This is a genomic window from Sphingobium sp. B11D3D, assembly GCF_025961755.1.
GTDB lineage: Bacteria > Pseudomonadota > Alphaproteobacteria > Sphingomonadales > Sphingomonadaceae > Sphingobium.
Window position 1 is genome coordinate 1705492 of the sequence record NZ_JAOQOG010000001.1, and the last position, 14348, is coordinate 1719839.

At 64.4% G+C, this 14348-nt stretch carries 12 protein-coding genes; 10 read left to right on the forward strand and 2 right to left on the reverse strand.

Annotation, left to right across the window (positions count from 1 at the left end):
- Window positions 1-23 precede the first annotated feature (23 nt).
- Window positions 24-1046, forward strand: a complete 1023-nt coding sequence (dgcA, locus tag M2334_RS08055; protein WP_264594416.1) for an N-acetyl-D-Glu racemase DgcA — start codon at window positions 24-26, stop codon at window positions 1044-1046.
- Between the two features lie 76 nt (window positions 1047-1122).
- On the forward strand, window positions 1123-1497 hold the full coding sequence (locus M2334_RS08060) for a hypothetical protein (protein WP_181559754.1): 375 nt from the start codon (window positions 1123-1125) through the stop codon (window positions 1495-1497).
- Here the strand turns inward: M2334_RS08060 and M2334_RS08065 are convergent.
- Together M2334_RS08065 and ubiG are read right to left on the reverse strand one after the other, a co-directional pair.
- Entirely contained in the window at window positions 1479-2600 is a 1122-nt protein-coding gene (locus M2334_RS08065; RefSeq protein WP_264605176.1) for a mechanosensitive ion channel family protein, read from the reverse strand. The two genes, M2334_RS08060 and M2334_RS08065, sit on opposite strands and share 19 nt — an antisense overlap.
- A 62-nt stretch (window positions 2601-2662) precedes the next feature.
- A complete protein-coding gene (ubiG, locus tag M2334_RS08070) occupies window positions 2663-3433 on the reverse strand; it encodes a bifunctional 2-polyprenyl-6-hydroxyphenol methylase/3-demethylubiquinol 3-O-methyltransferase UbiG (protein WP_264605177.1) in 771 nt (256 codons plus the stop codon).
- A gap of 106 nt (window positions 3434-3539) precedes the next feature.
- Between ubiG and M2334_RS08075 the strand changes: the two genes are divergently transcribed.
- The 8 genes from M2334_RS08075 to M2334_RS08110 all read left to right on the forward strand — a co-directional run bounded on the left by M2334_RS08075 (window position 3540) and on the right by M2334_RS08110 (window position 14304).
- Window positions 3540-4799 carry an aspartate kinase gene (locus M2334_RS08075; protein WP_264605178.1) on the forward strand — a complete coding sequence of 420 codons (1260 nt, stop codon included), beginning with the start codon at window positions 3540-3542 and terminating at the stop codon, window positions 4797-4799.
- A gap of 119 nt (window positions 4800-4918) precedes the next feature.
- A complete protein-coding gene (locus tag M2334_RS08080) occupies window positions 4919-5929 on the forward strand; it encodes an NAD(P)H-dependent flavin oxidoreductase (RefSeq protein WP_264570374.1) in 1011 nt (336 codons plus the stop codon).
- Between the two features lie 345 nt (window positions 5930-6274).
- A complete protein-coding gene (ptsP, locus tag M2334_RS08085) occupies window positions 6275-8575 on the forward strand; it encodes a phosphoenolpyruvate--protein phosphotransferase (protein ID WP_264594420.1) in 2301 nt (766 codons plus the stop codon).
- A 107-nt stretch (window positions 8576-8682) separates the two neighbouring features.
- Window positions 8683-9540: a helix-turn-helix domain-containing protein gene (locus M2334_RS08090; protein WP_264594421.1), complete on the forward strand. Its 858-nt coding sequence runs from the start codon at window positions 8683-8685 to the stop codon at window positions 9538-9540.
- A 93-nt stretch (window positions 9541-9633) separates the two neighbouring features.
- Window positions 9634-10599, forward strand: a complete 966-nt coding sequence (locus tag M2334_RS08095) for a hypothetical protein (RefSeq protein ID WP_413716435.1) — start codon at window positions 9634-9636, stop codon at window positions 10597-10599.
- Window positions 10592-11539 carry a tRNA lysidine(34) synthetase TilS gene (tilS, locus tag M2334_RS08100; protein WP_264605179.1) on the forward strand — a complete coding sequence of 316 codons (948 nt, stop codon included), beginning with the start codon at window positions 10592-10594 and terminating at the stop codon, window positions 11537-11539. The genes M2334_RS08095 and tilS overlap by 8 nt, the downstream gene beginning before the upstream one ends.
- A 70-nt stretch (window positions 11540-11609) precedes the next feature.
- On the forward strand, window positions 11610-13559 hold the full coding sequence (gene ftsH, locus M2334_RS08105) for an ATP-dependent zinc metalloprotease FtsH (protein WP_181559746.1): 1950 nt from the start codon (window positions 11610-11612) through the stop codon (window positions 13557-13559).
- Window positions 13560-13668: 109 nt separating this feature from the next.
- Entirely contained in the window at window positions 13669-14304 is a 636-nt protein-coding gene (locus tag M2334_RS08110) for a DUF3800 domain-containing protein (RefSeq protein ID WP_264605180.1), read from the forward strand.
- Window positions 14305-14348 lie beyond the last annotated feature (44 nt).

Sequence of the window (14348 nt, forward strand, 5' to 3'; positions counted from 1 at the left end):
TCGCCCGTTCTCATGAGGTCGGATTGGCAGTGATCGACATTGGCCTGCAGCAAGTCGCGGTCGAGCGCTTCGCCGTGCGCGACGCTTTCACCATCAGCCGTGGCGCCAAGACGTTTGTCGATGTGGTCATGTGCGTGGTCACGGATGGCATATTCATCGGCCGAGGCGAGGGCACGCCGATCTATTATCATGGCGAGACGGCCGAAGGGTGTGCGGCTGCGATCGAGGCGCTCGTGCAGGCGCAGGGCGGCGTGCCGGACCGCGAGACGTTGCGCACCCTGATGCCACCGGGCGCCGCACGCAATGCGCTCGATTGCGCACTGTGGGATCTGGAGGCAGCGCGGACCGGCAAGCCGGTTTGGGCGCTGGCCGGACTGAAGGCGCCCCAGCCGGTCCGGACGGCCTATACGATCAGCCTCGATACGCCGGAGAAGATGGCGCAGGCGGCCGCAGACGCGCGGGCGCGGGGGTTCACGCTGCTCAAGTGCAAGCTCACCGGCGACGGCGATCAGGCCCGCATCGAAGCGGTGCGCCAAGGTGCGCCGGATGTCGACCTGATCGTGGATGCCAATGAGAGCTGGGCCGATCTGGACGTGCAGGCGCAAGCCCGTGCATTGGCCGATCTGGGCGTCGCATTGATCGAGCAGCCCTTGCCGGCACAGGCTGATGCGGCGCTGGCCGGGCTGGCTCTGCCGGTGCCGATCTGCGCGGACGAGAGCTGCCAGTCGCTGGATGATCTCGCGCGGCTTGGGGCCTATCAAGCAATCAATATCAAGCTCGACAAGGCCGGTGGACTCACCGAGGCGCTCGCCATGGCCCATGCGGCAAGGGCCGCGGGGAAGCGCATCATGGTCGGCTGCATGCTCGCAAGCTCGCTCGGCATTGCGCCTGCCTTTCTGCTTGCACAGTTCGCCGATTGGGTGGACCTCGATGGCGCCTTGCTGCTAGCTCATGATCGCGAGGGCGCCATGAATGTCGCCAGCGGATATCTTTCGCCCGGAACTTTATGGGGCGAGGCGATTATAACGGATGCTCAACGAAGTTGAACGACAATAGGGTTTTGAAGCGGTCGTAAAGGCCGAGGACCGGCAATTGCCGGGTCGCGATTGGAGGAGGCTGTACGTGCGCCTAGCACGAATTCTCGCATTATTGGTGGTACTCGCGACTGTCGGCGTGTCGGCCTATTTCCTCTATCGCATGCCCTTTGCCTGGCTGCAGATCGTCCCTGCGGCGATTGGCGTTGGCCTGTGCCTCTGGTTCTGGCGTACGGCCCCCAAGCGTAAGAAAGCCCGCAAGCGCGCCGCGCTCGCGACGGTTCTGTTCGTGCCGCTGCTGATGGCGAGCGCCGTGCTCAGCCTGATGGTGTCGCCGGAATCGGTCTGGCCGGTGTTCACCGCGCTGGCGCTGCTCGCGATGATGGTTGCCGTGCTTGCGCTCATGCGGATCGAGCGCAAACAGAACCATGTGTGGGCCGGCTATTATTCCGACGTGGCCTGATCGGCGCTCCCGATACTGCGCGGGGCCAGAGCGCCCGGCAGTTCGTGAAGAACAGGGTAGGGCATGATCATCTTGCCGGCCGGATCGGCGGTAAACGTGGTCTGCGTGGGATAGGCAAATTCCAGCCCGAGATCGTTGAAGCGGCCGAGAATATCGAGGCCGATCGCGTGGCGGATCATGTAAACCTGATCCCAATCATGCGAGTGCACATCGAACTCCAGCTCGAAGTCCAGTGAACTCGCCCCGAACCCAATGAAGCCCGAGCGCACGAAGTCGCCGCCATGCGCGTTGACGATCTCTCGTAGCAGATCGGGTATTTTCGCCGCTTCGGCCGGCGGGGTCTGGTAGATGACGCCGATGGCGAACTTGACCCGCCGGCGATCGAGGCCGGTGTAGCTCGTGATCTCCTTGTTCAGCAATTGCGCATTGGAGACGATCATGCGTTCGCCCGTCACCACGCGCAGGCGCGTGGATTTGAGGCCAATGCGCTCCACGACGCCGGTCTGCGTACCGAAATTGATCGCATCGCCGACCTTGAACGGCTTGTCGAAAATGATCGAGAGCGACGCAAACAGGTCCGAGAAAATGCCTTGGGCGGCAAGACCAATGGCGATGCCGCCTATGCCGAGACCGGCCACAAGACCGGTGACGTTGACGCCCAGATTGTCCAGCACGACGATGGCCGCAACGGCGAAGATCGCGATGGAGAGGAGGACTTTGATAAGACCGCTGGCGTTGGCCAGGGCTTCGCTGCCGCCCAGCTCCGGGTCCGAGCGCATCTGGATGAAGCCGAGCGCCATGTGGCGCACCCAGGCCGCGATCTGCCAGGCCGTCACCACGATGAACAGGAAGTTGATCGCATTGAACAATGCCGGCGGCACCGGGAAATAATTGACGACGAGGCGCGCCGCGATGAGCATCATGAACAGATGCCCGGTTTTCCCGACGGTGCTGGCGGCGACGCCCATGATCGGGGCGCTGTGTGCCGCCCTGAGCAGCAGGCGCTGCACGATCCGCTTGAGCAGCCCCAGCGCAAAATAGATGGCGATGCCGATGGCCACGGCGATGGCCACCTCGATCCAGTTCTCGCCCAGCCATGTCATGGCATGTTCGAGACTGCGGAGGGGATTGGCGTGAGACGAAGTTGTCGTCGGGGCAGCAGTCATCAGGCTGGCGTGCTCGCAGATTGGAGGATGTCGTCCGATGAGAACGATGCAGAGAGAATGTAGTTCACGGACAGATTGTCACTGAGCACGAAGCCATATCGAGGGTCGGCCATCAGGCCTTTGGTCGTCGTGACGCGCAGGCCGCGGTCGGACAGCAGGGCTTCCATCTCCTCCGGGGTGATGAAGCGGGCGGCGTCATGCGTCCCCTTCGCGATGCGGCCGAAGCCTTCGGCCAGCGTCACCACCATCAGTTTGGAGAGCGGCGTCCGGTTTGGGGTCGAGATAATCAATAGCCCATCCGGCTTGAGCAGCCGCGCGACGGCGGAGAGAAACATCGCCGGATCGGTGACATGCTCGATGACTTCCAGGGCCGTGATCAGGTCGAATTGGGGATCGCTCAGCGTCTCCACCCCGCAATTGCGATAATCGATGGGCAGGCCCATTGCGGCGGCATGGTCACGGGCGATGGCGATATTCTCGGGCGCCGCATCCACGGCCGTCACGGCGCCGCCCATGCGGGCGAGCGGCTCGGCGACGAGCCCGGCCCCGCAGCCGACATCGAGAACGCTCTTGCCGGCCAGCGGGCGCAGATCCTGGGCCGATCCACCCCAGTGCGCGTCGATGGCGGCGCGGATGAAGCCAAGGCGCACCGGTCCCAGCTTATGGAGCATGGCGCTGGAGCCATTGGGGTCCCACCAATCGGCCGCGTGCGCGCCGAAATGCGCGGCTTCTTTGGGGTCGATGGTGCTGCTGTGCGGTTCGCTTGCCATTGCCGATCCTGCTGACTAATAGGGCGCCGGCTCGAAGGCCGGTGAATACCGATCCGTCGGCATTTCATGCCCCCTTGATAGTCCAAGAAAGGTCCGCGGCAAGTCCATGGCGCGTATTGTGATGAAATTTGGCGGCACGTCGATGGCCGGCATGGAGCGAATCCGCAACGTTGCGCTTCGGGTGAAGCATGAGGTTGGCCTGGGCAACGAGGTCGCGGTCGTCGTCTCCGCGATGGCCGGCGAGACCGATCGCCTGGTCAACTTTTGCAAGGAAGCCAGCCCACTTTACGACCCCGCCGAATATGACGTGGTTGTCGCGGCCGGCGAGCAGGTGACGTCCGGGTTGCTGGCGATGACGCTCAAGGCGCTGGGCGTCGATGCGCGCAGCTGGCTGGGCTGGCAGTTGCCGATCCGCACGAGCGAGGCACATAGCAAGGCGCGGATCGACACGGTCGAGATCGAAGGCCTGCTGGCGGCGATGACCGCCGGGCAGGTCGCGGTCATTCCGGGCTTTCAGGGGCAGATGGAGAGCGGCCGGGTCTCGACCCTGGGTCGTGGCGGGTCGGATACCTCCGCCGTGGCGGTCGCGGCCGCCGTGCAGGCCGATCGGTGCGATATCTATACCGATGTCGATGGCGTCTACACGACCGATCCGCGCATCGTCAGCCGGGCGCGCAAGCTCGACAAGGTTACCTATGAGGAAATGCTGGAGCTGGCCAGTGTCGGCTCGAAAGTGCTGCAGACGCGGTCCGTCGCGCTGGCGATGAAGGAGAAGGTGCGCGTGCAGGTGCTCTCCTCCTTCGACGCGCCAGGGGACGATCCCGAACCCGGCACGATGATCGTCAGCGAAGCAGAAATTGAGGAAAGCGACATGGAACGGCAGCTCATCACCGGCATCGCTCATGACAAGAACGAAGCCAAGATCATCGTCACGCGCGTGCCGGACAAGCCCGGTGCGGTTGCCAGCATCTTCGGCCCTCTGGCCGATGCGAGCATCAATGTCGACATGATCATCCAGAATGACAGCAAGGATAATGCGGAGACGGACGTGACTTTCACCGTCCCCCGTACCGACCTCGCGCGCAGCGTCGACATTCTGGAGAAGCTGCAGAACGAGATCGGCTTTCGTCGCATCATCACCGACGATCAGGTCGCCAAGATCAGCGTCGTGGGTGTTGGCATGCGCAGCCATGCCGGCGTTGCGGCGACGATGTTCAAGACGCTGGCCGAGCGCGGCATCAATATCGAGGCGATCTCCACCAGCGAGATCAAGGTCTCGGTGTTGATCGACGAGGACGAGACCGAACTGGCCGTTCGCGTGCTCCACACCGCCTACGGTCTCGACGCGGAGCAGGCGCCCGCTTGATCTATTTGGAGCCGCTTCCGTTCGGGAGAGGCTCCGAGGCAGCGTGCCGGCATCCGGTCGGCCGCTGATCTCCTCTTTGCCGTCGCTTCCCGGTGGGAAGGGTCAGATTGGGTATCGTGATGACCGACCGTCTTTCTTCCCTCATGGCCCGCGGCACCGCATTTCTCGGCAGCGAGACCGCGATCATCTGTGGCGCGATGAGCTGGGTGTCCGAGCGGCATCTGGTGTCCGCTGTCAGCAATGCCGGCGGCTTCGGCCTGATCGCGTGCGGCGCCATGACCCCAGACCTGCTCGATACCGAGATCGCGGCGACCAAGGCGATGACGGACAAGCCCTTTGGCGTAAACCTCATCACCATGCACCCGCAGCTGTTCGATTTGATCGCAGTCTGCGCGCGCCATTCGGTGACGCATATCGTGCTGGCCGGCGGCCTCCCGCCCAAGGGCAGCATCGAGGCGATCAAGGCGAGCGGCGCTAAGGTGATCTGCTTCGCCCCAGCCTTGTCCTTGGCCAAGAAGCTGCACCGGTCGGGCGTCGATGCGCTGGTCATCGAAGGCATGGAAGCGGGCGGCCATATCGGCCCCGTGGCGACCAGCGTGCTCGCGCAGGAAATCCTCCCGGTGATGGCAAGCGAGCTGCCGGTCTTCGTGGCCGGCGGCATCGGCCATGGCGAGGCGATCGCTGCTTATCTCGACATGGGCGCGGCCGGCGTGCAACTCGGCACTCGCTTTGCCTGCGCCAGCGAGAGCATCGCCCACGCCAATTTCAAGAAGGCATTCTTCCGGGCTTCGGCGCGCGATGCGATTGCCAGCGTGCAGATCGACTCGCGGCTGCCGGTGATCCCCGTGCGCGCCCTGCGCAACGCCGGAACCGACGCCTTCACCGCCAAGCAGCGTGAAGTCGCGCAACTGCTCGACGACGGCAAGGTCGACATGGGTGAAGCGCAGCTGCAGATCGAGCATTATTGGGCCGGTGCCCTGCGGCGGGCGGTGATCGATGGCGACATCGAAAATGGCTCGCTGATGGCCGGCCAGTCCGTGGGCATGGTGACGAAGGAAGAACCCGTCGCCGAGATCATCACGACCCTGATGGCCGAGGCGAGGGCCGCGTTGACCCGCCGGGTCGGCTGACCGCGGCGCTGCTCTCGCAGCCAGCCTGTCGGTCATTGGTTAACGGGTAGCGATATCACGGCGTTCCGTTTACAGCGGTGCGAACGCGCCGACTGGTGCGACCGCCGAAAAGAACAAGACGTCGGGAGAGGTGCCGTGCTGAAGGGCCGGTCAAATGACAGGTGCATAAGGGGCGCGTTGTTGCGCGTTTCAACGCCTGCTTGCGTGTCTGCCGCGTCTCCTTCTTTTCCGACTGGCTTTCTTCCTCTGCTGCTCGCCATTCCAACATCGTTTTTGCCGGGTTTCTCGCCCGGAAAGATCGAGACGAGGTTGGTTCCCGGCGGCAGTTTCTGATAGCAGGAACGCATGGATCAAACGCGGCGCCCGGAATCCCCATCGAGCAGTGCGGCCACGGCCGCGCGCAGAATTCTCTCTCGCCTCCACGAGGTGATGGCGGCGCGCACGCAAACCCAGGTGAAGCTCAACAAGGTCGTCGAGATCGTCGGTCAGGAGCTTTCCAGCGAGGTTTGCTCGATCTACCTGCTGCGCGATGGCATGCTGGAGCTGTTCGCGACGCGCGGCCTCAAGCAGGAGGCCGTTCACGTCACGCGCCTGGCGCCGGGCGAGGGCCTTGTTGGCACGATCGCCCAGAATGTCGAAACGCTCAATCTCGAGGAAGCCTCCGGCCATCCCGACTTCGCCTATCGGCCGGAAACGGGTGAGGAGCGCTTCCACAGCTTCGCCGGTGTGCCGATCGTTCGTCGTGAGAATGCGATTGGCGCGCTGTGCGTCCAGCATCTCGACCCGCGCGGTTATGAGGAAGTCGAGATCGAGGCGCTGCAGACGGTGGCGATGGTGCTCGCCGAGCTGATCAACAACGCCAATCTGGTCGATGAAAATCCCGGCGAAGATCGCCCGCTCGAGACGGGCGCGAGCATCCTCTCGGGCTTGCAACTCGTGATGGGCATGGCGCGCGGTCACGCGGTGTTCCATCAGCCGCGCGTGACCATCGAGCATACCGTCGCCGAGGATGTCGAGGTCGAGCGGCAGCGCGTGTATTCGGCATTCGCCAAGATGCGCGAGCAGATCGAGCGCATGGCGGGGCAGGCCGAGTTCGGCATGGACGGCGAGCACAAGGAGGTGCTCGAGACCTACAAGATGTTCGCCTATGATGAAGGCTGGTCGCGGCGGATCAACGAAGCGATCGACTCCGGCCTCACGGCCGAGGCGGCAATCGAGCGGGTGCAGCAACGCACCCGGATGCGGATGCGGCAGATCGACGATCCGCTGCTGCAGGACCGGATGCACGATCTGGAGGATCTTTCCAATCGCCTGCTGCGGATCGTGGCCGGGCAGCTCGGCACGGCAGCACAGCTTGGCCTGCGACAGGACACGATCCTGATCGCGCGCAATCTCGGGCCGGCGGAATTGCTGGAATATGACCGGCGGCGGTTGAAGGGCGTCGTGCTGGAAGAAGGCTCGCTGACCGCGCACGTCACCATCGTGGCGCGGGCGATGGGCGTGCCGGTGTTGGGCCGGGTCAAGAATACCCGGGCGCTGATCAACGAGGGCGATCTGCTGCTGCTCGATGTCAATCAGAACCGCCTTTACATCCGCCCCTCCGAGCCGATGGACGAGGCGTTCGAGAGCGGCCTGGCGCTCACGCAGAAGCGGCGCGCGGCCTATGCTGGGCAGCGCGATCTGCCGGCGGAGACAAAGGATGGCCAGCGCATCGAGCTGATGGTGAATGCCGGCCTGCGCGACGATGTCGCCGCGCTGGATGTGACGGGCGCCGATGGGATCGGCCTGTTCCGCACCGAGTTCCAGTTCCTCGTCTCGGCCACCCTGCCGCAGCGCGAGCGCCAGCAGCGGCTGTACAAGGAAGTGCTCGACGCAGCGGGCAACCGTCCGGTCATTTTCCGCACGGTCGATATCGGTGGGGACAAGGCGCTGCCTTATCTGCGCAAGAGCGATTCCGACGATGAGGAAAACCCCGCCATGGGCTGGCGCGCGGTGCGCCTCGCCCTTGAGCGAGACGGCCTGATGAAGGCGCAGGCCCGGGCATTGCTGGAGGCCGCAGCCGGACGGACCTTGCATGTCATGTTCCCGATGATCTCCGAACCTTGGGAACTGACGCAAGCGATGACGCTGTTTCGCGAACAGAAGGACTGGCTCGCAAAGCGAGGCCGAAAGCTTCCCAAGAGCGTAAAATATGGCGCGATGCTGGAAGTGCCGGCGCTCGCCGAAGCGCTCGACTTCGTGCTGCCGGACCTGGACTTTCTCTCCATCGGCACCAACGATCTCACCCAGTTCCTGTTCGCTGCCGACCGCGCCAACCCCAAACTGGCTGAGCGTTACGATTGGCTGAGCGTTGCGATCCTTCGCTTTCTCGCACGCGTCACGCGGACCTGCTCCGAACATGGGGTGCCGGTGGGGGTCTGTGGCGAAATGGGCGGACGCACGCTGGAAGCCATGGCCCTGCTCGGCCTTGGCATCCGCCGCCTTTCGATCACGCCAGCCTCGATAGGCCCGGTCAAGGCAATGGTGCGCTCGGTGGACCTCACGGCCTTGTCGCAGGTCACGGTCGATTTGCTAAAAGGCGGGGTTGCCAACCTTCGCGAGCCGCTGTCGCAATGGGCCGACGATAACGGCGTCGATCTCGGCTGAGAGCCTGTGCGGTGCTGCGCCAGCGAATTCGCGCGTTGACACCGCATAGCGACTGATGAAACAAAGGAACTGGCAAAAAGACCGAAAATAGACGGAAAAAGGCCTCAATGCGCGAAGATGCGAACGAAAAAGAGACGGTCGCGCGCAGCGGACTGAGTGCATCGGCGCAGATGCGGCAGGCGCGTGAGGCTGCGGGCATGTCACTTGATGATGTTGCGAACCGCACGCGGATCACCTTGCGCCATCTCACCGCGCTGGAAGCCGGTGACTATCAGGCCCTTCCCGGAACGACCTATTGCGCGGGCTTCTCGCGCGCTTATGCCCGCGCGGTCGGCATCGACGAACATGCCCTTGTCAGCAAGGTGCGTGAAGAAATCGCGGAAATGGGCGTCGAGCAGGACCCTTATGAGATTGAGGAGCCGGTCGATCCCAGCAGCGTTCCACCGCGCTATCTGGTGATCGCCGCCGCCGTCATCGCGCTGCTGTTTGCGGGCGGTTACGCGATCTGGCGGACGCAGTACATCACGCCGCCGACCGACGACCAGCTTGCGATCGAACAGCGGACCGAGCCGCGTATCGCCGATCCGCGCAACAAATCGGCGGCGCCCGCGCAGAGCCCGGCACAGGCGCGCCCCAATGGTCCGGTGGTCCTGACTGCGGTGAACGAGGTTTGGCTGCGCATCTATCAGCCGGACGGAAAGCGTCTCTTCGAAGGGACGCTGGAGAAGGACAAGAGCTTCACCGTCCCGGCCGAGGCGCAGGACCCGATGATCCTCACCGGACGTCCGGACGCGCTGGCGGTGACCGTTGGCGGGCAGGCCATCCCGCCACTCGGGACTGCCGAGCGGACGATATCGGACGTTCCGCTGACGGCTGCGGCTTTGCTTGAACGCCGCGTTCAGCCCACAGACACCGATCCGGCGGCATCGCAGACCAGCAATGGTGATGCACCGCCGGCGGGTTGATGCTAGCAGGCAGGGCCTCGTCAACGGATGGCGCAGCGCTCATTGCGCCTCGGCCACCGGCCAACATGATTTGAACATATCAGGAATTTCACCATGGCAGCAGAGCTTTCCCCCCACGAGATGACCAGCAAACGGACCGGCGGCGGGATTGTCCGCGCCCTGCTCCTTGCCGGCGCCGGCCTGCCGCTGCTGTTCAGTGCCCCGGCGAGCGCCCAGCGCACGGTGGAAGGGCGTGTGGACCGCCTCGAGCAGGAAATGCGGGCCGTGCAGCGCAAGGTGTTCCCCGGCGGGGCGGGCCAGATCATGGCGCCGGAAGTCACGCCGCCTGCGCCGACGCCCGGTGTCGCAGCCGGCGCGCCCGCGACGACGCCGATTGCCGATCTGACGGCGCGAATCAACGCCGTCGAGGCGCAGCTCGCTCGCCTCACCGGTCAGGTCGAGGAGAATGAGCACCGGCTCCGTCAGCTGGAAGAGAATTTCAAGGCGATGAGCGCCGCGCAGGCTGCTCCGGCCGTCGATCCGGCCAGTCCCTTTGGCCCACCCAGCGCGCCGCTGCCCGACCGCGCGGCGCAGACTGCTCCTGCGGCGACCCCACGCCCAGCAGCGCAGCCGTCCCTCGTGGCCCGCACCGAAGCGGTGGCGGCGGTCGAGCGCCCCAGCACCGGCAACGCCGCGCTGGATAGCTACACCTATGGCTTCCGCCTCTGGACCGCGAAATTCTATCCCGAGGCGCAGGTGCAGCTGCAGCAGACCGTCGACAAATATGGCAAGGACCCGGTCGCCAGCCGTGCCCACAATCTGCTCGGCCGTGCGTTTCTCGATGACAAGAAGCCGGCGGCTGCAGCCAAGATTTTCTACGAAAACTACCGGCAACGCCCGGCTGGCGACCGCGCGGCCGAGAGCCTTGCCTGGGTCGGTGAGTCGCTCATTCAGCTCAACCGGCTGAAGGACGCGTGCCTCGCCTATGACGAGCTGAACGAGGTGTTCGGCGCCAACATGCCGGGCAGTGTGCGCGACATGATGACCAAGGGCCGGACCCGCGCCAAATGTAGTGGCTGACACGCTCGCGCAGCGATTGCCCGAGGCGGTTCAGCACCTGCTTGGGCGCGACTTGCAAGCGTCCGAGCGCATCGGCATCGCGGTCTCGGGCGGGGCGGACAGCATGGCGCTGCTCGCGCTGGCGGCGCGTTGCTGGCCCGGGCAGGTTGAGGCGGCGACAGTCGATCACCGATTGCGAGCCGATTCCGCCGCGGAAGCAGCCATGGTGGCCCGCTGGTGCCAATGCGAGGGCGTCCCCCACGCCATTTTCACGGTCGCGCAGCCCCTTGAGGGCAATCTTCAGGCGGCGGCACGCGCGGCGCGCTATGCGTTGCTGGAGGATTGGCAGCAGGCGCGGGGCCTCGACTGGCTGATGACGGCGCATCAGGCGGACGATCAGCTTGAAACGCTCGTCCTGCGGCTCAATCGCGGGGCAGGGGTGGCGGGACTGTCAGCCATCCGGGCCCGGCGCGGGACATTGCTGCGGCCGCTGCTCAATGAGCGCCGCGCTGATCTGCGCGCGTGGTGCCAGAGCGAAAACGTCCCGTTCATCGACGATCCGAGCAACGAGAACCAGCGGTTCGACCGCGTAAGGGTTCGGCAGGCGCTGGCTGGCTGCGATCTCATCGACCCCAGTGGCATGAACCGCGCGCTGGAAGCGCTGGGCGAAGCGGAGGACGCCATCGCGTGGATGCTGGACCGGCTCGCCGCCGAGCACCTTGTGCTGGCCGAGGATCGCGCCGACCTCACCCGAACGGACCTGCCGCCGGAGCTCCTTCGCCGCCTGATCTTGCGCATGGTTGCCCATCTCAATCCGCAGGCAGAAAAACCGCGCGGGCCATCGCTGGATCAAGCGCTTGTTCAACTTTTCGATGGTAAGACCGTCACCTTGGCAGACTGCCTAGTCACCGGAGGGGCGCGATGGACGATGCGGCGGGCACCGCCGCGCAGGTCGTGCTGAGCCCAAAGCCGTTCCGGGCATTGTGTTCCGGGCAGGAAGTCCTATTTTGGACCGCGAAAGCGAGTGGTTGATGAACGATAACAAAGAGCCGCAAGGCAATCCATGGATCAAGAGCGCCCTCATATTGGCGGGCGTGTTTCTTGCGCTGCTGATGTTCGTGACGGTGTTCGACAGCAAGGGCATGAGCAACAACGGCACCGCGATTGCCTATTCCGATTTCCGCGACCGGGTTTCCGCCGATGCGGTGAAGGAAGTGGCGATCGGTCCGGACCGGATCAGTGGCGTGCTCAAGAACGATCAGCGTTTCGTCACCTACGCCGTGCCGGACCCGCAGCTCACGGCGCTGCTGGACGAGCATAAGGTCAAATATAGCGGCCAGCCCGAAGAGCAGCCAAACTTCTGGATGATCCTGCTGTACCAGTCGCTGCCGTTCATCCTGATCCTCGGCATCGCCTTTTTCGTTCTGCGCCAGATGCAGAAAGGTGGCGGCGCCGGGGGCGCGATGGGCTTTGGCAAGTCCAAGGCCAAACTGCTCACCGAGAAGCAGGGTCGGGTGACGTTCGACGACGTGGCCGGCATCGATGAAGCCCGTGAGGAGCTTCAGGAGATCGTCGAGTTCCTCAAGGACCCGAGCAAGTTTGCGCGACTGGGCGGCAAGATCCCCAAGGGCGCGCTGCTGGTCGGCTCGCCGGGCACCGGTAAGACGCTGCTCGCCCGCGCGATCGCTGGCGAGGCCGGCGTGCCGTTCTTCACCATTTCCGGCTCTGACTTCGTCGAGATGTTTGTGGGCGTCGGCGCAAGCCGCGTGCGCGACATGTTCGAGCAGGCCAAGAAGAACGCACCCTGCATCGTCTTCATCGACGAAATCGACGCGGTCGGTCGCCATCGTGGCGCGGGCCTGGGCAATGGCAATGACGAGCGCGAGCAGACGCTGAACCAGCTGCTGGTCGAGATGGATGGCTTTGAATCGAACGAAGGCATCATCATCATCGCCGCGACCAACCGGCCTGACGTGCTCGATCCGGCGCTGCTGCGTCCGGGTCGTTTCGACCGTCAGGTCGTCGTACCGCGCCCGGATATCGAGGGGCGCATCAAGATCCTCGAAGTCCATATGGCCAAGGTGCCGCTGGCGCCCGACGTCGATGCGCGCACGATCGCGCGTGGTACGCCCGGCTTCTCCGGTGCCGACCTTGCCAATCTCGTCAACGAGGCGGCGCTGATGGCGGCACGGCGCGGCAAGCGTCTTGTCGCCAGCGCCGAGTTCGAGGCGGCCAAGGACAAGGTGATGATGGGCTCCGAGCGGCGCTCCATGGTCATGACCGAGGACGAGAAGAAGATGACCGCCTATCATGAGGCTGGTCACGCCATCGTCGCGATTCACGAGCCGGCGTCCGATCCGATCCACAAGGCGACCATCATCCCGCGCGGTCGCGCGCTGGGCATGGTGATGCGTCTGCCCGAGCGGGACAGCTACAGCTATCACCGCGACAAGATGCATGCCAATCTGGCCGTCGCCATGGGCGGGCGCGTCGCTGAGGAAGTGATCTTCGGCCACGAGAAGGTGTCGTCCGGCGCTTCCGGCGATATCCAGTACGCCACGCGGCTCGCGCGCGACATGGTCACCCAGTGGGGCATGTCCGACGAGCTGGGGCCGCTGCAATATGAGGAGCCGCAGGGCGAGACCTTCCTCGGCTACTCACAAAGCCAGCGCGTCCACATGTCCAATGAGACCGCGCAGAAGATCGACGCGGAGATCCGCAAGGTTGTCGAATCCGGTTATGATCGGGCCAAGACGGTGCTGAGCGATCATCTCGATCAGCTTCACCTGCTGGCCAATGCGCTGCTGGAGTTCGAAACACTCTCGGGCGACGAGATCAAGACTTTGATCGACAAGGGCGAGCTCGTGCGTCCGAGTGGTGAGAAGATCCGGCCCTCTCCCGTCCCGGTGACCGGCACGTCGATCCCCAAGACGGGCAAGCGCAAAGGCCCGATCAGCGATCCGACGCCGCAAAACGTCTGACCCGGTGAGGGTGGACACGAAAGACTGACTGTCGCCGCGAGCCCCAACGGCTTTGCGGCGACATTCATTTCAACAGGCGGCTATTATAAGAAGCGGCATGGGAGGACGGATGCCCATCTATATTGACGAAAGCGGCAGCCTGCCCGCGGGTGCCATGATCATGGCCGGGGTCGAGATCGAGGCTGATGCCGCCGACCGGTTGCTGGCGCGGTTTCGGGCAGTTGTGGGTTTGCGCGGTGAACTCAAGGGCAGCCGGATCGGCCTTGTCGAACGCGCCTTCTTCTTCGAACTGCTCGACCGGTTCGATGCCCGGGCCAAGATTTGCATCATCCGCGCCGACCCGCAAGACGCCGGACGCCGTCCCGAAGACCTCGACGTCTATGTCGCTCTACTCACCCAACTGGTAGATGAGTGGCGACCGGATGCGGAGGAGGATTGTCTGCAGGTCTTCATCGATGCGGGTCGATACGACACGCTGGTGCTGGAATCCGTGCGGCAAGATATCGCCAAAAGGCTCGCGCGATGCGGCAGCGCGCAGATGATAGACAGCAGGCGCTCGGCCGGGGTGCAGATTGCTGATGTGGTCGCCAACAGTTTCTACAATATCGCGATCCGGTCCGGCCGCTCCGGGCGGATCGAGACCATCGTCGAGCCCTTTCTTACAGGCGGCGTGCTGCAAACCAGCGATTTGCGCCACAGGCCGGGACCCCGCGCGCCGCATCCGGTCGCGGCAAGGCACGATTGACATCGAATTCAGTCCCTAGCCGCATCAAAAAAGGCGGCTTCGAC